27 protein-coding genes and 1 pseudogene are annotated in these 22,944 nt (G+C 65.1%); 19 read left to right on the top strand and 9 right to left on the bottom strand.

The window, feature by feature from the left end:
* Positions 1–9 precede the first annotated feature (9 nt).
* From LRS09_RS09785 to LRS09_RS09775, 3 genes are read left to right on the top strand one after another with little or no spacing between them, the layout of a single operon-like run.
* Positions 10–432: an EVE domain-containing protein gene (locus tag LRS09_RS09785; RefSeq protein WP_257805694.1), complete on the top strand. Its 423-nt coding sequence runs from the start codon at positions 10–12 to the stop codon at positions 430–432.
* The gene (locus tag LRS09_RS09780) at positions 425–1,084 is read left to right on the top strand and encodes a methyltransferase (RefSeq protein WP_257805677.1); all 660 of its coding nucleotides are present in this window, start codon (positions 425–427) and stop codon (positions 1,082–1,084) included. The genes LRS09_RS09785 and LRS09_RS09780 overlap by 8 nt, the downstream gene beginning before the upstream one ends.
* A gap of 51 nt (positions 1,085–1,135) precedes the next feature.
* Complete coding sequence (locus tag LRS09_RS09775) at positions 1,136–1,555, top strand: DUF1761 domain-containing protein (protein ID WP_257805671.1); 420 nt, start codon at positions 1,136–1,138, stop codon at positions 1,553–1,555.
* Here the strand turns inward: LRS09_RS09775 and LRS09_RS09770 are convergent, their stop codons facing one another.
* The gene (locus LRS09_RS09770) at positions 1,556–2,095 is read right to left on the bottom strand and encodes a L,D-transpeptidase (protein WP_257805669.1); all 540 of its coding nucleotides are present in this window, start codon (positions 2,093–2,095) and stop codon (positions 1,556–1,558) included. It lies immediately after the preceding gene.
* Between the two features lie 137 nt (positions 2,096–2,232).
* On the opposite strand from LRS09_RS09770, the gene LRS09_RS09765 reads away from it, so the two are divergent.
* The 16 genes and pseudogenes from LRS09_RS09765 to LRS09_RS09690 all read left to right on the top strand — a co-directional run bounded on the left by LRS09_RS09765 (position 2,233) and on the right by LRS09_RS09690 (position 15,328).
* Positions 2,233–2,916 carry a response regulator transcription factor gene (locus LRS09_RS09765; RefSeq protein WP_085467362.1) on the top strand — a complete coding sequence of 228 codons (684 nt, stop codon included), beginning with the start codon at positions 2,233–2,235 and terminating at the stop codon, positions 2,914–2,916.
* A gap of 51 nt (positions 2,917–2,967) precedes the next feature.
* Positions 2,968–3,423, top strand: coding sequence for a Crp/Fnr family transcriptional regulator (locus LRS09_RS09760; protein WP_085467361.1), 456 nt, complete (start codon positions 2,968–2,970; stop codon positions 3,421–3,423).
* Between the two features lie 287 nt (positions 3,424–3,710).
* Complete coding sequence (locus LRS09_RS09755) at positions 3,711–5,042, top strand: ABC transporter substrate-binding protein (RefSeq protein WP_257805668.1); 1,332 nt, start codon at positions 3,711–3,713, stop codon at positions 5,040–5,042.
* 84 nt (positions 5,043–5,126) lie between these two features.
* Entirely contained in the window at positions 5,127–6,092 is a 966-nt protein-coding gene (locus LRS09_RS09750; protein ID WP_257805667.1) for a carbohydrate ABC transporter permease, read from the top strand.
* Positions 6,089–7,036, top strand: coding sequence for a carbohydrate ABC transporter permease (locus tag LRS09_RS09745; protein ID WP_257805666.1), 948 nt, complete (start codon positions 6,089–6,091; stop codon positions 7,034–7,036). The genes LRS09_RS09750 and LRS09_RS09745 overlap by 4 nt, the downstream gene beginning before the upstream one ends.
* Positions 7,033–7,230: a hypothetical protein gene (locus LRS09_RS09740; RefSeq protein WP_257805665.1), complete on the top strand. Its 198-nt coding sequence runs from the start codon at positions 7,033–7,035 to the stop codon at positions 7,228–7,230. The genes LRS09_RS09745 and LRS09_RS09740 overlap by 4 nt, the downstream gene beginning before the upstream one ends.
* Positions 7,231–7,234: 4 nt before the next feature.
* Complete coding sequence (locus tag LRS09_RS09735; protein ID WP_257805664.1) at positions 7,235–8,344, top strand: ABC transporter ATP-binding protein; 1,110 nt, start codon at positions 7,235–7,237, stop codon at positions 8,342–8,344.
* Positions 8,337–9,363, top strand: a pseudogene (locus LRS09_RS09730) (ABC transporter ATP-binding protein). The gene LRS09_RS09735 and the pseudogene LRS09_RS09730 overlap by 8 nt, the downstream one beginning before the upstream one ends.
* Positions 9,360–10,208 carry a sugar phosphate isomerase/epimerase gene (locus tag LRS09_RS09725; protein WP_257805660.1) on the top strand — a complete coding sequence of 283 codons (849 nt, stop codon included), beginning with the start codon at positions 9,360–9,362 and terminating at the stop codon, positions 10,206–10,208. The pseudogene LRS09_RS09730 and the gene LRS09_RS09725 overlap by 4 nt, the downstream one beginning before the upstream one ends.
* Positions 10,205–10,813: a dihydroxyacetone kinase subunit DhaL gene (gene dhaL / locus LRS09_RS09720; protein WP_257805659.1), complete on the top strand. Its 609-nt coding sequence runs from the start codon at positions 10,205–10,207 to the stop codon at positions 10,811–10,813. Before LRS09_RS09725 ends, dhaL begins: the two co-directional genes overlap by 4 nt.
* Before the next feature lie 3 nt (positions 10,814–10,816).
* Entirely contained in the window at positions 10,817–11,203 is a 387-nt protein-coding gene (gene dhaM / locus LRS09_RS09715; protein WP_085467353.1) for a dihydroxyacetone kinase phosphoryl donor subunit DhaM, read from the top strand.
* A 12-nt stretch (positions 11,204–11,215) separates the two neighbouring features.
* Positions 11,216–11,515, top strand: a complete 300-nt coding sequence (locus LRS09_RS09710) for an HPr family phosphocarrier protein (protein ID WP_257805651.1) — start codon at positions 11,216–11,218, stop codon at positions 11,513–11,515.
* Between the two features lie 48 nt (positions 11,516–11,563).
* Positions 11,564–13,156 carry a phosphoenolpyruvate--protein phosphotransferase gene (gene ptsP / locus LRS09_RS09705; protein ID WP_257805650.1) on the top strand — a complete coding sequence of 531 codons (1,593 nt, stop codon included), beginning with the start codon at positions 11,564–11,566 and terminating at the stop codon, positions 13,154–13,156.
* Entirely contained in the window at positions 13,153–13,584 is a 432-nt protein-coding gene (locus LRS09_RS09700; RefSeq protein ID WP_257805649.1) for a helix-turn-helix domain-containing protein, read from the top strand. Before ptsP ends, LRS09_RS09700 begins: the two co-directional genes overlap by 4 nt.
* 98 nt (positions 13,585–13,682) lie before the next feature.
* Positions 13,683–14,669, top strand: coding sequence for a dihydroxyacetone kinase subunit DhaK (gene dhaK, locus LRS09_RS09695; RefSeq protein WP_257805647.1), 987 nt, complete (start codon positions 13,683–13,685; stop codon positions 14,667–14,669).
* Positions 14,670–14,761: 92 nt separating this feature from the next.
* Positions 14,762–15,328 (top strand): NADPH-dependent FMN reductase, encoded by a 567-nt coding sequence (locus LRS09_RS09690; RefSeq protein ID WP_257805646.1) that lies wholly within the window; start codon positions 14,762–14,764, stop codon positions 15,326–15,328.
* A gap of 51 nt (positions 15,329–15,379) precedes the next feature.
* Here LRS09_RS09690 and LRS09_RS09685 read toward each other — a convergent pair whose 3' ends face one another.
* From LRS09_RS09685 to LRS09_RS09650, 8 genes are all read right to left on the bottom strand, one after another.
* Positions 15,380–15,622, bottom strand: a complete 243-nt coding sequence (locus tag LRS09_RS09685; protein WP_257805645.1) for a formate dehydrogenase subunit delta — start codon at positions 15,620–15,622, stop codon at positions 15,380–15,382.
* 40 nt (positions 15,623–15,662) lie between these two features.
* The gene (gene fdhD / locus LRS09_RS09680; RefSeq protein WP_257805644.1) at positions 15,663–16,487 is read right to left on the bottom strand and encodes a formate dehydrogenase accessory sulfurtransferase FdhD; all 825 of its coding nucleotides are present in this window, start codon (positions 16,485–16,487) and stop codon (positions 15,663–15,665) included.
* 160 nt (positions 16,488–16,647) lie between these two features.
* Positions 16,648–19,533, bottom strand: coding sequence for a formate dehydrogenase subunit alpha (gene fdhF, locus LRS09_RS09675; RefSeq protein ID WP_257805642.1), 2,886 nt, complete (start codon positions 19,531–19,533; stop codon positions 16,648–16,650).
* 10 nt (positions 19,534–19,543) lie between these two features.
* Positions 19,544–19,756, bottom strand: a complete 213-nt coding sequence (locus LRS09_RS09670; RefSeq protein WP_257805640.1) for a DUF4287 domain-containing protein — start codon at positions 19,754–19,756, stop codon at positions 19,544–19,546.
* Between the two features lie 99 nt (positions 19,757–19,855).
* Positions 19,856–21,412, bottom strand: coding sequence for an NADH-quinone oxidoreductase subunit NuoF (locus LRS09_RS09665; RefSeq protein WP_257805638.1), 1,557 nt, complete (start codon positions 21,410–21,412; stop codon positions 19,856–19,858).
* Positions 21,409–21,936, bottom strand: a complete 528-nt coding sequence (locus LRS09_RS09660; RefSeq protein WP_374684827.1) for a formate dehydrogenase subunit gamma — start codon at positions 21,934–21,936, stop codon at positions 21,409–21,411. The genes LRS09_RS09665 and LRS09_RS09660 overlap by 4 nt, the downstream gene beginning before the upstream one ends.
* 254 nt (positions 21,937–22,190) lie before the next feature.
* A complete protein-coding gene (locus LRS09_RS09655; protein WP_257805637.1) occupies positions 22,191–22,442 on the bottom strand; it encodes a hypothetical protein in 252 nt (83 codons plus the stop codon).
* Between the two features lie 270 nt (positions 22,443–22,712).
* Positions 22,713–22,868, bottom strand: a complete 156-nt coding sequence (locus tag LRS09_RS09650; protein ID WP_257805636.1) for a hypothetical protein — start codon at positions 22,866–22,868, stop codon at positions 22,713–22,715.
* Positions 22,869–22,944 lie beyond the last annotated feature (76 nt).

Here is a 22,944-nt window from a genome sequence, read left to right as displayed (position 1 = left end):
GAGAACAAGATGGCCTATTGGCTGTTCAAATCCGAACCGTTCAAATGGTCGTGGGAGATGCAGAAGGCTGCCGGCAAGAAGGGCCAGCAGTGGGACGGCGTGCGCAACTATCAGGCGCGCAACAACATGCGTGCCATGCAGATCGGCGACCGCGGTTTCTTCTACCACTCCAATGAAGGGCTGGAGGTCGTCGGCATCGTTGAGGTCTGCGCGCTCGCCCATCACGACACCACGACGGACGATCCGCGCTGGGAATGCGTCGACATCCGCGCCGTGAAGGACGTGCCGAAGCCGGTGACGCTCGAGGAGATCAAGGCGAACGAGAAGCTCGCCAAGATGGTGCTCGTCAACAATTCGCGGCTGTCGGTTCAGCCTGTGGCCGAGGACGAATGGGCGGAGATCTGCCGCATGGGCGGTCTTGAGGGTGAGTGACGGCCAGCGCGCCGGGGCGACCGAGTACTTCGTTCTCGCGAACACGGCCCTGATCGCGCCGCCGCACGTGCCGGAAATCCGGCTCCACCTCGCCGATGAGGCACACGCCCTGTGGCACCTCACCGAGGAGCAGTTGCAGGAAAAGGGCCTGCCGCCGCCGTTCTGGGCCTTCGCCTGGGCCGGCGGTCAGGGCTTGTCGCGCTATGTGCTCGACAATCCGCACATCGTGCGCGGGAAGAGCGTGCTCGACTTCGCCGCCGGGTCCGGGTTGGTGGGGATCGCGGCCGCGAAGGCCGGCGCCAGAAGCGTCCTGTGCGCGGACATCGATCCGTTCTGCGGGCCGGCGGTCGCGCTCAACGCGGTTGCAAATGCCGTCGACGTGGCGTTCACCGGTGATGACGTCGTCGGGACCGACGATGGCTGGGAGGTGGTCCTTGCCGGCGACGTGTTCTACGACCGGGCTTTCGCCGATCTCCTCATCCCATGGTTCACGGGACTGGCCGAACGCGGGGCGGCCGTGCTTGTCGGTGATCCGGGACGCGCCTACCTGCCCAAGGCGCGGCTGACGCAGCTCGCCGAATATCAGGTGCCGGTCACCCGCGCGCTGGAGGACGCCGACGTGAAGCGGACGAGGGTCTGGCGCTACACTTGACGGCGCGCCGCGCCGGGCGTTCTCTGCCGCCAGAGCCGTGGAGGGGACGTCATGGATATTTCTTCGATCAACTGGATCGCCGTCGTCGTGGCGGCTGTCGTCGCGTGGCTGTTCGGGGCCGCCTGGTACATGCTGCTCAGCAAGCCGTGGCTGGCGGCCGCCAAGCTCGATCCGGCGACGATGCAGCGCTCGGCCGCGCCTTTCGTCATCAGCTTCCTCGCCGAGCTCGTGATGGCGGTCGTGTTCTCGATGCTTCTGGGAACGCTCACCTTCGGCGAACCATCGGTCGTCGCCGGCGTGATGTTCGGCATCATCTTCTGGGTCGGTTTCGTCGTGACGATCCTCGCCATCAACCACCGCTACGAGGGCTTCGGCTGGGGGCTGACGCTGATCGACGGCGGCCACTGGCTCGGCGTGCTGATCCTCATCGGCGCGGTGATCGGCTGGTTCGGCGGGCCGGCGATCGAATAGTCAGCGCATCACCCGGAACACCGTCCGTGTCGACAGCAGCGGCAGGATGACCTGCATGTCGCGCGGCGACAGCGCGATGCAGCCTTCGGTTGGCAGGTAGCCCGGCCGGGCGATGTGCAGGAAGATCGCGCTGCCACAGTTGCGGCGGCGCGGACTGATGTTCCAGTCGAGCACGATGCAGACGTCGTAGAGGCGGTCCTTGCGTCGCATGTTCTCGTGGCTCGCCGGATAAGGAAGGCGGACGGGGCGGTTGTAGTTGCGGTCGTCCGGCGCGTCGCACCACCCAAGATCGCCGCCGATCGGTGTGAGGCCCAGGCGGTCGCGGCGTCTCACAACCCCGTCGGGGCGGAAGTAGCCGCCAAGCACGCGCAAGTCCGCCAACGGGGTCGCGCCGTCGCCCTCGCGCTTGAGAGCGGTGATGCCGCCCTTGCCGAGCGCGCAGCGGAAGGTGCGGCCTCCCAGCGAAAGAATGCCCTGGCTGGCCTTGCCTGGCCTGCGCCTGACACCAAATATCGTGCGTGGAGGACGGAAATCAGTCATGATGAAAAGGCATCACGCATTGATGAGGAACACAGCACGGCCGAACAAATCACGGTGATCGCCTTCCGCACACTTCACGTTCCGAATAAGGGACGGCGCGTCAACAGCCAATTCATTGCCAGACCACGGATTGAATCATGACCTCCCGCACCATTCTGATCGTTGACGACGATGTCGACCTCCGCGGCACGCTCGTCGAACAGTTGTCGCTCTACGAGGAATTCGACGTGCTCCAGGAAGGCACGGCTACAAAAGGTGTTTCGACAGCCCGCGGCGGTGTTGTCGATCTGCTGATCATGGATGTCGGCCTGCCCGACATGGACGGTCGCGAGGCGGTGAAGCTGCTGCGCAAGGGCGGCTTCAAGGCGCCGGTGATCATGCTGACCGGACACGACACCGATTCGGATACCATCCTCGGACTTGAGGCCGGCGCGAACGACTATGTCACCAAGCCGTTCCGGTTTGCAGTGCTGCTGGCGAGAATCAGGGCGCAGCTGCGCCAGCACGAGCAGAGCGAGGACGCGACCTTCGCGGTCGGGCCCTATACGTTCAAGCCGAGCCAGAAGCTCCTGATCGACCAGCGGGGTGCCAAGGTGCGCCTGACCGAGAAGGAAGCCTCGATCATCAAATACCTTTACCGGGCCGACCAGAAGGTGGTCACGCGCGACGTGCTGCTGGAGGAGGTCTGGGGCTACAATTCCGGCGTCACGACCCATACGCTCGAGACACATGTCTACAGGCTTCGGCAGAAGATCGAGCGCGATCCTTCCAATGCCGAAATTCTTGTGACAGAAAGCGGCGGTTACAAGCTCGTTCCATAGTCGGCATTTGAGTCGCCGGCGGGAGGGGGGCCTGAGGGGCCGCATTCGCGCATGGCGCTGGAAGACGATATCCGGATACTGTCCGGCGTCCGGCTCTTCGAGGGGCTGACGCACGAACAGCTTCGCCTTTTGGCCTTCGGCGCAGAGAACATCCGCCTGATGAAGGACCGGGACCTGTTCCGCGAGGAGACGGCGGCCGACTGTGCGTATGTGGTGACCAAGGGCCGAATCGCGCTCTACCGCACCGTCGACGGACAGCGCGTGCCCTTCGCCTATGCCGAGCCGGGCGACACGCTCGACGAGATGGCCCTGATCTCTCATGTCCGCCGCAAAGCCGGCGCCTATGCCGACGAGGAGTCGGAAGTGATCCGCCTCAACCGGTCGCTGTTCCGGCGCATCATGGAAGAATATCCCGAGGTCGCGTTCGCGCTGCGCGACCGGCTCGCCTCTGAATTCACGGAGATGGTGGATCGCATCGCGACGCTCGCGTCTCGGTTCGAGAAGTGACACTGAAAGTTTAGTGCGCTGCACGATCGAAGATCGTGCACTATCTCTCTGACCCTGCGTCATTTTCTTCGCACATCTCGTCGGAACGCCTGATTTCCAGCCTGTCTGTGGGCGTATCTTGCTGCGGCGCAGCAACGATTTCGACTTGCGATGTTTAGTAATCGCTGTTTCACTAAACAAATTACTAAACATCCGGTGCCTGCCCCGCGCCGGCTGGACCTGCCCCGGAGGAGGGGTTTTCGGGCTTCGAGGCGGTCGATCCGACGCCTCGCTTTTGGGAGGAAGGCATGAAACGCATCACCAGGACTGCGTTCGGCCTGGCGTCGGGCCTCTTGGCCACGACCGCCCTGTCGAACGTCGCAGCAGCCGAGGACCTGACGCTGTGCTGGGCCGCTTGGGACCCCGCAAACGCGCTCGTCGAGCTGAGCAAGGACTTTACCAAGGAAACCGGCATCGGCATGAAGTTCGAGTTCGTGCCGTGGACCAACTATGCGGACCGCTTCCTCAACGAGCTGAACTCGAAGGGTAAGTTGTGCGACCTGATCATCGGCGATTCGCAGTGGATCGGCGGTTCGGCCGAGAACGGCCACTACGTGAAGCTCAACGATTTCTTCGACAAGGAAGGGATCAAGATGAGCGACTTCGTCGACGCGACCGTCGTCGGCTATTCGCAATGGCCGAAGAACACGCCGAACTACTGGTCGCTGCCGGCCTTCGGCGATGTGGTCGGCTGGACCTACCGCAAGGATTGGTTCGCTAATCCGGACATTCAAAAGGCGTTCAAGGAAAAGCACGGCCGCGATCTTGCGGTGCCCGTGACCTTTGCCGAACTGAAGGACATCGCCGAGTTCTTCCAGAAGCGCGAGATCGACGGCAAGACCGTCTATGGCGCCTCGATCTACACCGAGCGCGGCTCTGAGGGCGTCACCATGGGTGTCATGGACGTGCTCTACTCGTTCGGCTTCAAATACGAGAACCCGGACAAGCCCTACGAGATGGAAGGCTTCGTCAATTCGCCGAAGTCGGTTGCCGGCCTCGAATTCTACAAGACGCTCTACGATTGCTGCACGCCCCCCGGCGCGTCCAACAGCTACATGGGCGAGGGCATCGACGCCTTCAAATCCGGCCAGGTAGCGATGCACATGAACTTCGCCTTCACCTGGCCCGGTCTGCAGAAGGATGAGTCGGTCGGCGGCGACAAGGTCGGCTTCTTTGCCAATCCCAAGGGTCCGGACGGCGACCAGTTCGCCCAGCTCGGCGGCCAGGGCATTTCCGTCGTCGCCTATTCCGACAAGCAGGACGCGGCGCTCAAATACATCAAGTGGTTCTCGACCGCGGATGTCCAGAAGAAGTGGTGGTCGCTTGGTGGCTTCTCCTGCCTCAAGGCCGTCGTGGAAGACCCGGGCTTTGCCGCCAGCCAGCCCTATGCCCAGACCTTCCTCGACTCCATGGCGATCGTGAAGGACTTCTGGGCAGAGCCCAGCTACGCCTCGCTGCTGCAGGCGTCGCAGAAGCGATTCCACGACTACGTCGTCGCCGGGCAAGGCACGGCCAAGGAAGCGCTCGACGGTCTGGTCAAGGACTGGACCGAGGTGTTCGAGGACGACGGCAAGATGTGATCTAGCCTTCCATGCCCGGCCCGCGGCGCTTTGGCGTCGCGGACCGGAAATACCTCCCGCCTGTGCCAGAAGCGAACCTGAACCTTGACCGACAACGCATCCATCCTCGAGCGCGCCGCCGAGACCGCGGCCCGGGCCACGCCCGCGCCAGTCGCTGTGCGGGTGCGCCGGCTGTCGGACCGGGCGGTGGCCTGGCTGTTCATCGCGCCGACGATGATCCTGCTGCTCGCGATCAACATCTTCCCGCTGATCTGGGCGATCCAGCTTTCATTCACAAACTATCGGGCCAACCGGCCGAACGAGCCGGTGAAGAATGTGGGCTTGCAGAACTACGAGCGGATTCTGACCGATTCCGACACGTGGCTCGCCATGCAGGCAACGGCGCATTTCGTCTTCTGGACGATCCTTCTGCAGACGCTGATCGGCTTCTCGCTCGCCTATCTGATCGACAGGAAGTTCCGCGGCCATGCGTTCTGGACCACCGTCATCCTGGTGCCGATGATGCTGTCGCCGGCGGTGGTCGGCAATTTCTGGCGCTTCCTCTATGAGCCGCAGATCGGGCTCTTCACCTATGCCGTGTCGTTCGTCACCGGCATCTCGCCGACCGACATCCTGATGCTGTCCAACGTGCGGCTGGCGCCCTGGGCGATCATCATCGTCGACACATGGATGTGGACGCCCTACGTGATGCTAATCTGCCTCGCGGGCCTGCGCTCCATCCCCGACTACATCTACGAAGCGGCCGAGGTCGACCGTGCCTCGCCCTGGCGGCAGTTCTGGTCGATCACGCTGCCGATGGCGCTGCCCTTCATCATGCTTGCGGTGCTGTTCCGCGGCATCGAGAACTTCAAGATGTTCGACATGGTGAACCTGCTGACCGGCGGCGGTCCGGGCTCGACCACTGAGGTCGCCTCAATCACGCTCAAGCGCGAGGCGTTCGAGAAGTGGCGCACCGGCTTCTCGTCGGCCTTCGCCATCATCCTGTTCGTCGCGGTGTTCGGCCTCGCCAACATCTACGTCAAGGTCCTGAACAAGGTGAAGAGCCGATGAGTGCCTCGGCCCACTCCGTCATCGAGCCAAGTGCTGCGTCGAAACGCGTCGCCAGCGTGATCATCATCCTCTACGCAGTGGTGACGATGATCCCACTCGCCTGGATCATTGCGACCTCGTTCAAGACGCCGCCGGATTCAATCGCCTATCCGCCGAAGGTCGTCTTCACGCCGTCGATCGAAGGCTACTGCAACCTGTTCACGACGCGCACACGGCAGACGCCGGAATACATACAGTCATTGCCGCCGGCGACCAACTTCTGCGACGAGACCACGCGCAAGCGCAACATGGTGATCGCCGGTCCGTCGAACTTCCTGCCGCGCTTCGTCAACTCTCTGGTGATCGCCTTCGGCTCGACCTTCTGCGCCGTCTTCCTCGGCACGCTGACGGCCTACGGCTTCTCGCGCTTCAAGGTGCCGCTGGCGGACGACCTCCTGTTCTTCATCCTGTCGACGCGCATGATGCCGCCGATCGCGGTCGCGATCCCGATCTACCTGATGTATCGCGAGCTCGGCCTGTCCGACACCGCGCTTGGCATGATCCTGCTCTATACGGCGGTGAACGTGTCGCTGGCGGTCTGGCTGCTCAAGGGCTTCATCGACGAGATCCCGCGCGAATACGAGGAGGCCGCGATGATCGACGGCTATTCGCGGCTGCAGGCGTTCTGGAAGGTGGTGCTGCCGCAGGCAACGACCGGCATCGCGGCAACCGCGATCTTCTGCATGATCTTCGCCTGGAACGAATATGCCTTCGTTTCGCTGCTCACCTCCGGCACCGCGCAGACCGCGCCGCCGTTCATCCCCACGATCATCGGCGAGGGTGGGCAGGACTGGCCGGCTGTCGCGGCCGGGACGACGATCTTCCTGGTGCCGATCCTGGTGTTTACCATCCTGCTGAGGAAGCAGTTGCTTCGCGGCATCACATTCGGGGCGGTGCGGAAATGAGCACGCAGACAAGCCGCACATCCTGGCCGAAGTTCCTCCGCCGCGGGCCGCTGGAAAACATCGCCACTGCCCTCATCGGCGTCGGCTTTCTGATGCTGTTCCAGCCCTTCGCGCTGGCGCTTTACACCTGGTCGTTCGTTACCATGCTGGCCGGCACCGCAATGTTCATCATCGTGTCGAAGTTCCCGGAGTAGCGCGATGGCCGAGATCCGGGTGGAGCATCTGAGGAAGGCCTTCGGCGAGTTCGTCGCAGTGCAGGATTCGAACTTCGTCGTCGAGGACGGCGAGTTCTTCGTCATGCTGGGACCCTCGGGTTGCGGCAAGACGACGACGCTCAGGATGATCGCGGGACTGGAGCTGCCGACGTCGGGTCGTATCCTGCTCGGTGGCGAGGACGTGTCGCAGAAGCGGGCGCGCGAGCGCGACATCGCCTTCGTCTTCCAGCTCTTCGCCCTCTATCCGCACATGAACGTGCGCAGGAACATCGGCTTCCCGCTGCTGGCGCAGGGCATGCCCAAGGCCGAGATCCGGACGCGCGTGGAAGAAGTGGCGCGGCTGCTCAGGATCGACCACCTGCTCGACAAGCCGGTGTCCGGCCTCGCCGGCGGTGATCGCCAGCGCGTCGCGCTCGGCCGCGCCATTGTGCGGCGGCCGAAGTGCTTCCTGATGGACGAGCCTCTCGGGACCCTCGATGCCGAGTTCCGCGACCTGATGGTCCACGAGCTGCGCGAGCTGCACAATCGCATCCATGCCACCACCGTCTATGTCACCCACGACCAGCACGAGGCGATGGCGATGGCCGACAAGATCGCGGTGATGAATCACGGCGTGATCGAGCAGTTCGGCACGCCGCAGGAAATCTACGACCGGCCGGCGACCATGTTCGTCGCCGACTTCATTGGCTCGCCGCCGATGAATTTCCTCAAGTTCGGCGCGACGCTGACGAGAGGCGACCGCAAGGTCGGCGTGCGGGGCGCGGAGATCGTCATCCCGGAGCTGCGCGAAGACGGTGGCGAGGCCGAATATGCGCTGGGCATCCGCCCCGAGCACATCCGCTTCGACGACAGCTCGAAGCTGCGCGGCGCGGTCTACGGCGCGGAATATCTCGGCACGACGCAGGTCGTGGCCGTCGAGACCACCGACGGGATGCTCAAGGCACGCATCCCGGCCGACGTGCCGGTCAAGGTCGGCGAGCAGGTGGGGATTTCGCTCAACGGCCCGCGGCTCTCGATCTTCGACAAGGCGAGCGGACGGGCGCTGCACACTGCGCTGCACGACGAGGCACTGAGGAGCCACGCCCATGGCTGAGGTCGTGCTGAGCGGCGTCGACAAGGCGTTCAAGGCCACGCAAGCCGTGTCGGGTCTCGACCTCGCCATCGCCGACGGCGAGTTCGTCGTGCTGCTCGGCCCGACGGGTGCGGGCAAGACGACAACGCTCAGGCTGATCGCCGGGCTGGAGCGGCCGGATGCGGGCTCGATCCGGATCGGCGGGCGCGATGTGACGCGGCTCGACCCGGCCTCGCGCGACGTCGCCTTCGTCTTCCAGCAATATTCGCTCTATCCGCACCTGACGGTGTTCGAGAACCTCGCCTTCCCGCTGCGCTCGCCGTCGCGGCGGGTGCCGGAGGACCAGATCCGCCGCCGGGTTGAGGAGGTTGCCAGGCTGGTGCGCATTCACCACAAGCTGGAGAACCGCTCGACCAGGCTCTCCGGCGGCGAGATGCAGCGCGTCGCGATCGGGCGGGCGCTGGTGCGCAAGCCGTCGATCTTCCTGATGGACGAGCCGCTGTCATCGCTCGACGCCAAGCTGCGCGGCGACCTCAGGCTGGAGCTGAAGCGCATCCAGAGCGAGCTTGGCGCCACAGTCCTCTACGTCACCCACGACCAGATCGAGGCGATGACGATGGCGGACCGCATCGGCATCCTGGCCGAAGGCCGGCTGGTGCAGGTGGGCACACCGCGCCAGATCTACACCGAGCCGGCGAACCTGCATGTCGCTGCCCGCCTCGGCCAGCCCGCGATCAACCTTCTCCCTGTCGGGCTCCTCCCCGACGGCGGCGCGCCGGCGGGAGCGAAAACCGTCGGCGCGCGCACCGAACACCTCGCCATCGAGCGTTCGACCAACGGCCATGCGGATGGCCGGGTCGATTGGATCGAGCATCTCGGCGACCAGAACCACCTGCATGTGACGGTCGGCGATCGCAAGCTGATCACCCTCACCGACACCGAGGACACCCTTGAGAAAGGGCGATCCGGTGACGATAAGGTTGCGCAACCCGCTGTTCTTCGACGGCGAGGGCAACCGCATCCGGGGAGGAAGCATATGAAGATCGGTTTCTGCATGTTTTTGTGGACCACCAACGTGTCCACCAAGCACAGGGAGCTTTTGAAGGACATCAAGGCGACGGGCTATGACGGGGTGGAAATCCCGATCTTCGAGGGCGCGCCGGACGACTACAAGCGGCTGGGAGAGATGCTGGACAGGATCGGCCTGGAGCGCACCGCCGTCTCGGCCATGGGCGATCCGGCGATGAACCTGATCGGCGACGCAGCGGCGCGCAAGGCGGGCATCGCCTTCATGAGGCACACAATCGATTGCGCCGAGGCGTTGGGCGCGCCTTATCTCTCAGGCCCGCTCCACTCGACCCTGGGCGGCTTCTCGGGCGCCGGCCCGACGCCTGCGGAGTGGAAACGCGCGGTCGATACCCAGCGTGTCATCGGCGACCACGCCGCAAAACATGGCGTTACCATCGGTCTGGAGGCGCTGAACCGCTTCGAGTGCTATCTCGTCAACACGATGAAGGACCTGTCGCGGCTGGTGGACGAGGTCGGCAACCCCAATATCCGGGCGATGTACGACACGTTCCACGCCAACATCGAGGAAGCCGATCCGATCGCGGCTTTCACCGACAATGTGCGCAATATCGTCCATGTCCATATTTCTGAAAACGACCGCGGCGTGCCGGGGCGTGGCAGCATTCCCTGGAAGAAGACGTTCCGGGCGATCCGCGAATCCGGCTACGATGGCTGGCTCACCATCGAGGCCTTCGGCCGCGGCCTGAAGGACCTCGCCGCCGCGACCAAGGTCTGGCGCGATTTCGCCGAAAGCCCCGAAGCCGTCTACCGCGAGGGCTATGACCACATCCGCAAGGGCTGGAAGAGGGCCGCATGACCGACACGCTCGCATCCGTCGACATCAGGAAGCTGGTCGAGGCCTGCGCGGCGGCCATCTCGGCGCATGCCGACGAGCTGACCGCGCTCGACCAGGCGATCGGCGACGCCGACCACGGCTACAACATGAAGCGTGGCTTCGATGCACTGCTGGCCGATGCAGACGCGCTCGCCGCCAAGTCGCTGCCGGACGCGTTGAAGGGGGCTGGGACGAAGCTGGTGATGACGGTGGGCGGCGCGTCGGGGCCGCTGTTCGGGACGTTCCTGATGGCGCTGGGCAAGGAACTGCCGGCGGACGCCGATCGCGCGGCGTTCGCAGCCGCCGTTGGCAAGGCCGTCGATGCGGTTGCGGCGCGGGGCAAGTCGGAACAGGGGCAGAAGACGATGCTCGACGTGCTCTACCCGGTGCGTGATGCGCTGGCGGCGGGCAAGTCCGCAGCCGAGATCGTTGCCATCGCTGATGGGGCGGCCGAGGCGACCGTGCCGCTCAAGGCGATCCGCGGCCGCGCCTCCTTCCTGGGCGACCGGTCGATCGGCCATATGGACCCCGGTTCGCGGTCGAGCGCGCTGCTCGTACGCGCCGTCGCAGAAACACTCGGAGCCTGATCCATGAATGTCGGCATCGTCATCGTCTCGCATTCGCCCAAGGTCGCCGAGGGCACCGCCGACATGGTGCGCCAGATGGTCGGCGATGAGGTGCCGCTCGCCTGGTGCGGCGGCAATCCGGAAGGCGGGCTCGGCACGTCCGTCGGCGACATCATGGAGGCGATTGAGCGTGCCTGGTCGGAGGCTGGCGTCGCGATCCTCGTCGACCTCGGCGGGGCGGAGACGAATTCCGAAATGGCGGTCGAGATGATCGGCGAGCCCCGCGCGAAGAAGATCGTGGTCTGCAACGCGCCGATCGTCGAAGGCGCGGTGATGGCCGCGACCGAGGCTTCGGGCGGCGCGTCGCTGCGCGAGGTCGTCGCCACCGCGCATGAACTGTCGCCGGCGTAAGGAATGTCGAGCATGTCCGCGAAAGCCGCAGCCTCGGTCCTGATCACCCACGATGTGGGCTTGCACGCCCGTCCATCGGTGAAGTTCACCAAGCTCGCCAAGACATTCCCGGCGCAGGTGGAGATGGCGCTGGACGCTGCCGGCCCGTGGATTGACGCCAAGTCGATCGTCAAGGTGATGGCGACCAAGGCGCCGAAGGGAACCACGCTGCACCTTCGCGCGGAGGGCGAGGGTGCGGAAGCCGCGGTCGATGCGCTGGTGGCGCTGGTCGAGCGGGATTTCGACGAGGGCGACCATGCGAAGAGCGCATAGGGGTGTGACGGGACGCGGATCCATCGTCGCAGTCAGCGAGCGATTCCGATGAACCCCCGCCCGCCCATCGTCCTGACAGGCATTGCGGCCTCTCCTGGTTTCGCCGCCGGACCGCTTTGCTGGCTTGACGCTGCAGCCGTAGCCTATGCGCCGAAGGGTTCGCCGGCCGAGGAGAAGGAAGCGCTGGCCGGAGCGATCGCGGCTGCGTCCGCTGCCGTCGCCGAGCTGATCGAGCGTTCATCCGGCGACACGGCCGATATTCTCGAATTCCAGCTTGCCATGCTCGCCGACGATACGCTGGCCGAGCCGGCGCTCGCCGCGATCGGACAAGGGGCCGATGCCGCCTCGGCCTGGGCGCGCGCGCTGAATGCCGAGATCGCCGGCTACGAGGTCGCCGAGGACGATTACTTCCGCGCCCGCTCGGCAGACATGAAGGACATCCGCGACCGGGTGCTGCAGGCGCTGGCGGGTGCGGAGGGCACTGCTGCGCCCGCCGGTGCCATCCTTGCCGGCGAGGATATCGCACCGACGCGCTTCCTCGAGACAGACTGGTCGCAAGGCGGCGGCATCGCGCTGTCGGCGGGTTCCTCGGCCAGCCATGTCGCGATGCTCGCCCGCGCCCGCGGCGTGCCGATGGTGGTGGGTCTGGGCGACGCCCTGTACGCACTGTCCGGCGAGGCGCTGCTCGACGCCAAGGCTGGAACGTTGACCGCCTTCGCCTCGGCCACCGAAATCGATCGGCATCGCGCAGCGGCGGCCGCCTTTGACGCCGCCCGCTCCAGTGCCGCCGCCTACCTGTCGAAGCCGGCCGCGACCGCCGACGAGACAAGAGTTCTGACCTATGTGAACATTGCCGACCCGTCGGACGTCGAGGCGATCGACATTGCCACCTGCGACGGTGTCGGGTTGATGCGCACCGAATTCCTGTTCTCGCACGGCCTGCCGGACGAGGAGGCGCAGTATCGCGTCTATGCCCGCGTGCTCGAATGGGCGGCGGGCAAGCCGGTGACGATCCGCACTGTCGATGCCGGCGGCGACAAGCCGGTTCCCGGCTTCACGGTGCACGAGGGCAATCCCTTCCTCGGCCTGCGCGGCATCCGCCTGTCGCTGTCGCGGCCGGAGATCTTCCGCGTGCAGATCCGCGCCTTGCTGCGGGCGGCCGTGCACGGCACTCTCAAGGTGATGTTCCCGATGATCGCCGTTCCGGCGGAGTATGCGAAGGCGAAGGCCATGTTCGCGGAGGAGGCGCTGGCGCTCTCCGCGCGCGGCACGGTGCACCGCATGCCGCCGCTCGGCATCATGGTCGAGGTGCCGTCGGTGGCGATCGCGCCGGAAGCCTTTGCCGACGTGGCATTCTTCTCGATCGGGTCGAACGACCTGACGCAATACGTCATGGCGGCGGCGCGGGACAATGCGTCGGTGGCGAGCCTCAACGACACGGCGCATCCGGCCGTGCTGCGGCTGATCCGCGAGGTGGCGGATTTTGGAGCCGCGCGAGGCATCCCGGTCAGCCTGTGCGGCGATGCCGGCGGCGATCCGGCGTTGATTCCGCACCTGCTGAAAGCCGGGTTGCGCGAGCTGTCAGCCGTCCCGGCACAACTGGCCACGGCGAAGGCTGCGATCGCGGAGGTCACGCTGTGAAGAGCCGCACGAGCGACCTGCCGGCGCCGCCGCCCGACACGGAGGGCGCGATCCGCGCCTACAAGACGGTTCTCGCTTCCGTCATCGAGCAGCGGCCGTCCGGCACGCGGCAGCGGCTTGCCGACGCGCTCGGCAAGCACCGCTCCTTCGTCTCGCAGATCGCCAATCCGGCCTATTCGACACCGATCCCCGCAAAGCACCTGCCGGCGATCTTTTCCGTCTGCCATTTCAGCCCGGCCGAGCGTGAGGCGTTCGTGTCGGCTTACGCGATCGCGCATCCGGGCAAGGCGCCGGCAAATGCTTCGCGCCGCACGCGCCACATTTCGCTGACGGTGCCGGATCTCGGCGACGACAGGCAGAACGCGGCGCTGGACCGCGCCATCCTGGATTTCATCCAGAAGATCACGAGCATCGCAGGGAAGACCTAGACAGGGACAGTCCGCTTTCCCGCGGCAGGACGCGGCGTTTCGAGAAGAGGCGCGGGTGGGAAAAAGCAGACCTTCCCCGGCAGATACGGGAGGAAAGCATGAAGAAGCTGATGAATTCGGTCGGGACCATACTCACCGACAGTCTGGACGGTTTCGTCGCCGCGCATGGCGACATTCTGGTGCTCGGGGACGAGCACAAATTCGTCCGTCGCAAGGTGCTCAAGCCCGGCAAGGTGGCGCTGATTTCGGGCGGCGGCTCGGGGCACGAGCCGCTGCATGGCGGGTTCGTCGGCCACGGCATGCTGGATGCGGCCTGCCCTGGACAGGTGTTCACCTCGCCGACCCCGGACCAGATGCTGGCCGCGGCGCAAGCGGTAGATACCGGCGCCGGCTGCCTCTTCATCGTCAAGAACTACGAGGGCGACGTGATGAACTTCGAGATGGCGGCGGAGATGGCGGACAACGTCGCCACCGTCATCACCAATGACGACGTCGCGGTCGAGAATTCGTCCTACACGACCGGCCGGCGCGGCGTGGCCGGCACGCTGGTGGTCGAGAAGATCGCCGGCGCAGCCGCGGAGGAAGGGCGCGACCTCGCCGCGCTGAAGGCGCTGGGCGAGAAGGTCAACGCCGCGACGCGCTCGATGGGCGTGGCGCTGACCTCCTGCACGGTGCCGGCGGCCGGCAAGCCGACCTTCGACATCGGCGATGACGAGATGGAGTTCGGGGTCGGCATCCATGGCGAGCCGGGCCGGCGCCGCGACAAGCTGAAGAGCGCGGACGCTATTGCCGAGGAGATCGTCGGCGCGATCGTCGCAGACCTGGGCGATGCGGCGCAGGGCGAGGCGCTGCTCTTCGTCAACGGCTTCGGCGGCACGCCCGCGATGGAGCTCTATGTCGTCTACAATTCGGCCCGGAAGCTCCTGGAGGCGAAAGGCATCCGCATCGCCCGCTCGCTGGTCGGCTCCTACGTCACCTCGCTCGACATGGCCGGCTGTTCGATCACGGTGACGATGCTCGACGCCGAGACAACGAAGCTCTGGGACGCACCGGTGCATACGTCCGCGCTACGGTGGGCGATGTAACCCAGCGTCACTTCGGTTACCTGGACGTGCCTTGTTGAAATTGTGCAGTGCAACGCACTAGGTTCGGTCACTTTTGGAAACCGGATCTAGCCATGTCATTGAAACTGAACGTCATTACCGTCAGCACGCGTCCCGGCCGCATGGGACCTAAGATTACCGACTGGTTGGTCTCCGTCGCCAGGGAGCATGGCGCGTTCGACGTGGTGCCGGTCGACCTGGCCTCGTTCGACCTGCCGGTTTTCGACGAGCCCAAGCATCCGCGGCTCGGGCAGCATGAACATGCGCGCACCAAGCGCTGGGCCGAAAGCGTCGGGTCTGCCGATGCCTTCGTGTTCGTCACGCCGGAATACAACTATTTCGCGCCGCCCTCCTTCGTGAACGCGGTAACCTACCTGTCGAAAGAATGGGCCTACAAGCCGGCGGGGCTGGCGAGCTATGGCGGCATTTCGGCCGGCCTGCGCGCGGCGCAGTCGGAGAAGCAGTTGCTGACCACGGTCAAGGTCATGCCGATCCCGGAAGCCGTCGCGATCCCGATGTTTGCGCAGTTCCTGCGAGAGGACGATACGTTCCAGCCGAATGAGCCGATCGTCGACGGCGCGAAGCTGATGCTCTCCGAACTGCATCGCTGGGCGACCGCTCTGAAGCCGATGCGTGGCTGAGGTGTTGGGGGCTGTCGGCTGATCTTGCCGACGGGATAACTGCGAGGGCAGTTATCCGCTCACGTCGGCATTGGCTTCCGCGGCCTGTGTCGCCGTAATCGGCGCAGCCGGTCGCCTGACCTTCGTCGCCGCCTCCTTCACGATCGGCAGCATGCCTTCGCCACCTGCGTCGGCCACCTCGAAGAAGTGGCGGCGCATGCGCGGTTCCCAGAACTTGTTGATGTGCTCGGCGACGCCCGCGACGCCCTCGTCGTGAGGCTTCGACTCGAAGAACGTGCCAATCTGGTTCGCCATACGAACGATTCTTGCAATGCCTGAGGCGGCGTGGTCGTTTTCAGGCGACATGGCGTTCGGCTCCGTCGGATATCCGCTCGGGATGGGTGAAGATGTCGAATTCCTCGCCGCGCACCAGGGCGACGAGGGTCATGCCGGCTTCGTCGGCAGTGCGGATGGCGAGCGCGGTGGGAGCAGAGACGGCGATGATCAGCGGCGCGCCGACCGCGGCAGTCTTCTGCACCATCTCGACCGAGACGCGGCTGGTGACCACCACCGCGCCCGACGCGCCGTCGACGCCTGCCGTTGCCAATGCGCCGGCGAGCTTGTCGAGGGCGTTGTGGCGGCCGACGTCCTCGCGCGCTGTGACGATGCCCTTGCCGGGAACGTAAAAGCCGGCCGCGTGAACCGCGCCGGTCTCTGTATGCATCGGCTGGGCTTTCGCGAGCAAGCGGACCGATTCCGCGATTTGCTGCGCAGAAAACGTGAGTCGTGACTTACCGATCGCCGGCGCGGACCGCATCGCCTCTTCGATCGATTCGATGCCGCAGAGGCCACAGCCGACAGGACCGGCGAGCCTGCGCCGCCGCGCCTCGAAGCGCGTATTGGCGGTGTCCTTGAGCCGGATCTGGATGTCGACGCCCGCGCCGTGATCCTCGACCTCGACCGACTCGATCTCATCAGGCGCGGAGACGATGCCTTCCGTCAGCGAGAAGCCAAGGGCAAAGTCCTCGAGGTCGGCGGGCGAAGCCATCATCACCGCATGCGTGGTGCCAGCATAGGACAGCGCGACCGGCGTTTCCTCCGGCACCGTCCGTGCAGCCGCCGACGTGCCGCCGGCTCGGCGGGCGATGCGGGTGGCGGAGGTGAGGGCGGAGCGGGTCATGGAAGACAGCTTTCTTCTCCCCGTTCACGGGGAGAAGATGCCGGCAGGCAGATGAGGGGCGGTGCGAGCCTTGCGAGACTGGCGCTGCCCCTCATCCGGTCCTTCGGACCACCTTCTCCCCGTGAACGGGGAGAAGGGAATGCCGCCATCGAGCGCATCTCTACTCCGCCGCCTCCAGATGGCCCTCGATCCGCCTGCTCCGCTTCGACAGTTCCTCATATTCCTCCTGCCAACGGGTCGGGCCGTTGGACGGCGAGACCTGGACGGCGGTCACCTTGTATTCGGGGCAGTTGGTCGCCCAGTCGGAATAGTCGGTGGTGATAACGTTGGCCTGCGTGTCCGGGTGGTGGAAGGTGGTGTAGACCACGCCCGGTGCTACCTTCTCGGTGATCTCGGCGCGCAGCGTCGTCTCGCCGGAGCGCGAGGCGAGCTTGACGTAGTCGCCACCGCGGATGCCGCGCTGTTCGGCGTCGTGCGGGTGGATCTCCAGCACGTCCTCGTCATGCCATATGACATTGGCCGTGCGGCGGGTCTGCGCGCCGACATTGTATTGCGACAGGATGCGGCCGGTGGTGAGCAGCAGCGGGAAGCGCGGCCCGGTGCGCTCGTCGGTGGGCACGTATTCGGTGCGGATGAACTTGCCCTTGCCGCGCACGAAGCCGCCGACATGCATGATCGGCGTGCCTTCCGGCGCCTTCTCGTTGCACGGCCACTGGACGGAGCCCATCCTGTCCAGGAAGTCGTAGGAGACGTTGGCGAAGGATGGCGTGGTCGCCGCGATCTCGTCCATGATCTGCGACGGATGCGAGTAGCTCCAGGCGAGCCCCATCGCCTGGGCGAGCTTCTGCGTCACCTCCCAGTCGGCGAGGCCGTTCTTCGGGCTCATCACCTTGCGGACGCGGTTGATGCGGCGCTCGGCATTGGTGAAGGTGCCGTCCTTCTCGAGGAAGGTCGATCCCGGGAGGAAGACGTGCGCGTAGTTGGCGGTCTCGTTGAGGAAGAGGTCGTGCACGACGACACATTCCATCGCGGCGAGGCCGGCCGATACGTGCTTCGTGTCGGGGTCGGACTGCAGGATGTCCTCGCCCTGGATGTAGATGCCCTTGAACGTGCCCTCGACGGCCGCGTCCAGCATGTTGGGGATGCGCAGGCCCGGCTCGTTGTCGAGCTTCACGCCCCACAGCGCCTCGTAGATGTCGCGCACGGCATCGCCTGAGATGTGACGGTAGCCCGGCAGTTCGTGCGGGAAGGAGCCCATGTCGCACGAGCCCTGCACATTGTTCTGGCCGCGCAGCGGGTTTACGCCGACGCCGCGGCGGCCGATATTGCCGGTCGCCATGGCGAGGTTGGCGATCGCCATCACGGTGGTCGATCCCTGGCTGTGCTCGGTGACGCCGAGGCCGTAATAGATCGCACCGTTGCCGCCGGTGGCGTAGAGCCGCGCGGCACCGCGGATGACCTCCGGATCGACGCCGGCGAGCGGGCCGATGACCTCCGGCGAGTTGCGTTCCTCGGCGACGAAGGAGGCCCAGTCCTCGAACTCCGACCAGTCGCAGCGTTCGCGGATGAAGGCCTCGTCGAACAGGCCCTCGGTGACGATGACATGCGCCAGCGCGGTGACGACGGCGACGTTGGTGCCGGGTTTCAGCGGCAGGTGATAGTCCGCCTTGGCGTGGACAGAGTTGACCGTCTCCGTCACGCGCGGGTCCAGCACGATCAGCTTGGCGCCCTGGCGGATGCGCTTCTTCATGCGCGAGGCGAACACAGGGTGGGCGGCCGACGGGTTGGCGCCGATCACCATGATGACGTCGGACTCCTCGACGGAATCGAAGTCCTGCGTGCCGGCCGAGGTGCCATAGGTCTGGCCGAGGCCATAGCCGGTCGGCGAATGGCAGACGCGGGCGCAGGTGTCGACATTATTGTTGCCGAAGCCCTGCCGGATCAGCTTCTGGACGAGGTAGGTCTCCTCGTTGGTGCAGCGCGACGAGGTGATGCCACCGACGGCGCCGCGACCATACTGATACTGGATGCGGCGGAACTCTGAGGCGATGTGCGAGAACGCCTCTTCCCAGCTGACCTCGCGCCAAGGATCCGAGATCTTCTCGCGGATCATCGGCCTGATGATGCGGTCCTTGTGGGTGGAGTAGCCGTATGCGAAGCGGCCCTTGACGCAAGAGTGGCCGCGATTGGCCTTGCCGTCTTTCCACGGCACCATGCGCACCAGCTCCTCGCCGCGCATTTCGGCCTTGAACGAGCAACCGACGCCGCAATAGGCGCAGGTGGTGACGACCGAATGCTCCGGCTGGCCGATCTCGATCACCGACTTCTCGGTCAGCGTCGCCGTCGGGCAGGCCTGCACGCAGGCGCCGCAGGAGACGCATTCGGACTCGAGGAACGGCTGGTGCATGCCGGGCGAGACGCGGCTGCCGAAGCCGCGGCCCTCGATGGTGAGCGCGAAGGTGCCCTGCACTTCCTCGCAGGCGCGCACGCAGCGCGAGCAGACGATGCATTTCGACGGGTCGTAGGTGAAATAGGGGTTCGACTCGTCCTTCGGCATCCAGTTGAAGTTCGTAGACGCGTCCGCCCTGTTCTTGGCGAAGACGTGGTTCTCGCCCTCGTAGCCATAGCGCACATCGCGCAGGCCGACCGCGCCCGCCATGTCCTGCAACTCGCAGTCGCCATTGGCGGAGCAGGTCAGGCAGTCGAGCGGGTGGTCGGAGATGTATAGCTCCATCACGCCCTTGCGGATGTCCTTCAGACGGCCTGTCTGGGTGTGCACGACCATGCCGGGCGCGACCGGCGTGGTGCAGGACGATGGTGTGCCGGCGCGGCCCTCGATCTCGACCAGGCAGAGGCGGCAGGAGCCGAAGGCGTCGACCATGTCGGTGGCGCAGAGCTTCGGAATCTGAATGCCTGCCTCCATCGAGGCGCGCATGATCGACGTGCCCTCGGGCACGGTGACGGTGAAGCCGTCGACGGTGAGCGTGACATGACGCTCGGCCTTGGAAGCCGGCGTGCCGTAGTCGATTTCGTGGACGAGACCCATGGGATTGTTCCTATTGGTCCTGTTTCTCTGCGAGGGTGTGTGCGACGACCGCATTGGCATGGCCATGGCCAAGCCCATGCTCAGCCTTCAGCCAGTTCACGATTTCCATATGCTTCATGCCGGCACGGCTGCGGACGAGCGTCTTCCAGTGTTCGATCGGCTGCCCGTAGGTCTTCTCGATCGACGGGAAGTAGGAGGCGGGGCCTTTGACCTTCTCAGCCATGTGGCAACCTCCAACGGCGCTGCCCCTCGCTATGGCTCGGGGCGTTCGTCGCTCGAAAAGCCCATTCGGGGGCTTTTCGTCTGCTTTGCAGATCGCTCCTCACTCCGCCGCCTCCTGCATCGGTTTCGGCGCGAAGTCCTGCGGGAAATGGTTGATCGCGCTCATCACCGGATAGGGCGTGAAGCCGCCGAGTGCGCAGAGGGAGCCGAACTTCATCGTGTTGCAGAGGTCGGTGACCAGAGCGAGATTCTTCTCCGGTTGCACGCCGGCCGCGATCTTGTCGATTGTCTCAACGCCGCGCGTCGAGCCGATGCGGCAGGGTGTGCACTTGCCGCAGCTCTCGATGGCGCAGAACTCAAAAGCGAAGCGCGCCTGCTTCAGCATGTCGGCACTGTCGTCGAAGACGGTGATGCCGGCATGGCCGATCAGCCCGTCCTTGGCGGCGAAGGCCTCGTAGTCGAAGGGCGTGTCGAACAGGGAAGGCGGGAAATAGGCGCCGAGCGGGCCGCCCACCTGCACGGCCTTCACCGGCCGGCCCGTGGCCGTGCCGCCGCCGATATCGTTGACGATCTCGCCCAGCGTCATGCCGAACGCCGCCTCAAACAGGCCGCCATGCTTGACGTTGCCGGCGATCTGGACCGGGATCGTGCCGCGCGAGCGGCCCATGCCGAAGTTCTTGTAGTAGTCCGCTCCCTTGTCGAGGATCACCGGCACGGAGGCGAGCGAGATGACGTTGTTGATCACTGTCGGCTTGCCGAACAGACCCTGGATCGCGGGCAGCGGCGGCTTGGCGCGCACCACGCCGCGCTTGCCTTCGAGCGAGTTCAGGAGAGACGTCTCCTCGCCGCAGACATAGGCGCCCGCACCAACGCGCACCTCCATCTCGAAGGCGTTGGGCGAGCCGAGAATCGTCGGACCCAGGAGCCCCGCGGTCCGCGCCACCTCGATCGCGGCCTGCATCGCCGCGACCGCATGCGGATATTCCGAGCGGATGTAGACGAAGCCCTTCGTCGCGCCGGTGGCGATGCCGGCGATCGCCATACCCTCGATGAGCACGAAGGGGTCGCCTTCCATGATCATACGGTCGGCGAAGGTGGCCGAGTCGCCTTCGTCGGCGTTGCAGACGATGTATTTGCGCTCGGACACCTGGTCGAGCACCGTCTTCCACTTGATGCCGGTCGGGAAGCCAGCGCCGCCACGTCCGCGCAGGCCGGACTCGGTAACGGTCTTGACAATGTCCGAGGGCGTCATCGCAAGCGCCTTGCGCAGGCCGGCAAGCCCGCCATGCGCTTCGTAGTCGGCAAGCGACAGCGGATCGATGACACCGCAGCGGGCGAAGGTGAGCCGCGTCTGCCGCGCAAGGAAAGGGATATCCTCCGGGTCGCCGAGCGACAGGGCGTGGTTGCCGCCTTCGAGAAGGCTCGCATCGAACAGAGACGCGACGTCCTTTGCCTTGACCGGGCCGTAGGCGACGCGGCCGGATGCCGTTGCCACCTCGACCATCGGCTCCAGCCAGAACAGGCCGCGCGAACCGGTGCGGACGATCTTCGCGTCGAGCCCTCGCTCGGCAATCTCGCGCTCGACAGCTTTGGCGACCTTCTCCGCACCGAGAGCAAGTGCGCCGGAGTCCCTCGGGATGTAGATCGTTGTGGTCATCGCCTCACCTCGGCGACGATCTCGTCAATTGCATCGGCGTCGAGTCGCCCGATCACTTCGCCGTCGAGCATCGCTGCAGGCGCGCAGGCGCACAGGCCGAGGCAGTAGACTGGCTCGAGCGTCACGGAACCATCCCTCGCGGTCTCGTGGAAGCCGATGCCGAGCGCCTGGCTGACCATGGCGGCGACGCGTTCCGAGCCCATCGACTGGCAGGCCTCGGCCTGGCAGAGCTTCAGCACATGGCGGCCGGCCGGCGCGCGGCGGTAGTCGTGATAGAAGGTGGCGACGCCGTGGACCTCGGCATTGGAGATGTTCAGCGCCTCGGCGATCACCGGGAGGCTTTCGCCGGGTACGAAGCCGAACTCCTGCTGCACGCCGTGCAGGATGGGGAGCAGCGGTCCTTCGAGATGTTCGCAGGCAGCGACGATCGCTGCCGTCCGCACGGCCACATCCGCGACCTCGATCTGGGTACCTGACGGCTGCAAGGCAGCGTTCCTCCCTGGACCGGCGCCGTCACGCGCCATCTGTCAATGAAGCCAGACAAAACCGCGGAAATCAATAAAGCGGAATCGTTGCTTGATAGAGGATCTCTATCGAGGCGCCGGCTCTCTGACTTTGTCTAGCGCATGCGCCGGCCAGCGAAATCGCCCGCCAACGCCGTCGCCGCGGCGCAAACGAAACATGGAACTGTCTAGAGCTAACCGCTCACTCAAACTGCAGGTGGTGCAGAGCCAAGATCGAATTCGATTAGAAGATGGGAAAGATCAAAAACGGCAGGTCACTCAGCCGCGTCGGTGGAGCCGTCGGGGAGGTCGGTGGAGCCGTCGGCGAGGATGACACCGAAGTCCTGGGACTTCGCGCCGGCCTGCGCGGTCAGGAATCCATCAGCCGCCAGCCCGCGCCGCAAAAGCTCACGCACCGCCGCCGCGCGACTGGGCATGCGCCTCTCGAACCTCCAGTCCTCGACGGCTCGAAGTTCTTCGGCGCTCAACATGATCTGTAGCCGTTCGGCTCTTTCGAGTTCCGACATGTGTCACACAAGACGCTGAATACAGATAATGAGTAAGTGACTATATAGTTGCATCCGACACATTCGCAATAGGCGGGACCTTATGGTGTGCCGTCGCTCTCTGGGCCATTTGAACCCAATGGGACAAGCCCCCCCGGTTCAGTCGAGTTATCTAATTGCTAACTTACTGATATTAATAGATAATTTTCTGTTTTGGGTTGCTTCTTCGGTAATCTGCGGTTACCGTTCCTAATTGACTGGATCGGGAGTCTTCAGATGGACCGGATAGTGTCACAGAAGCTTAGAGTCGACGTGGTTTCCACTGTCGAGCGCGCGGCCAGGCTGGACGGCGTGGTGAACGTGCCGATGCTTGCCGAGGCCGTCCGGCTGCGCAACGAGGCGGAGAACGTCGCCCGCGAAGACATAGAAGGGCTCGTCGTGCAGCATGCGCAGGCGCTCGGCGCGGCTATGGTTTTCTCTTCCGAAGATTACCTCGATCGCGAGCCGACAGCTGTTCGCATGG

This window comes from Mesorhizobium sp. J428 (assembly GCF_024699925.1).
Lineage (GTDB): Bacteria > Pseudomonadota > Alphaproteobacteria > Rhizobiales > Rhizobiaceae > Mesorhizobium_A.
Note: the sequence above shows the minus strand (reverse complement) of the source record. Positions and strands in the feature narration are given on the sequence as shown.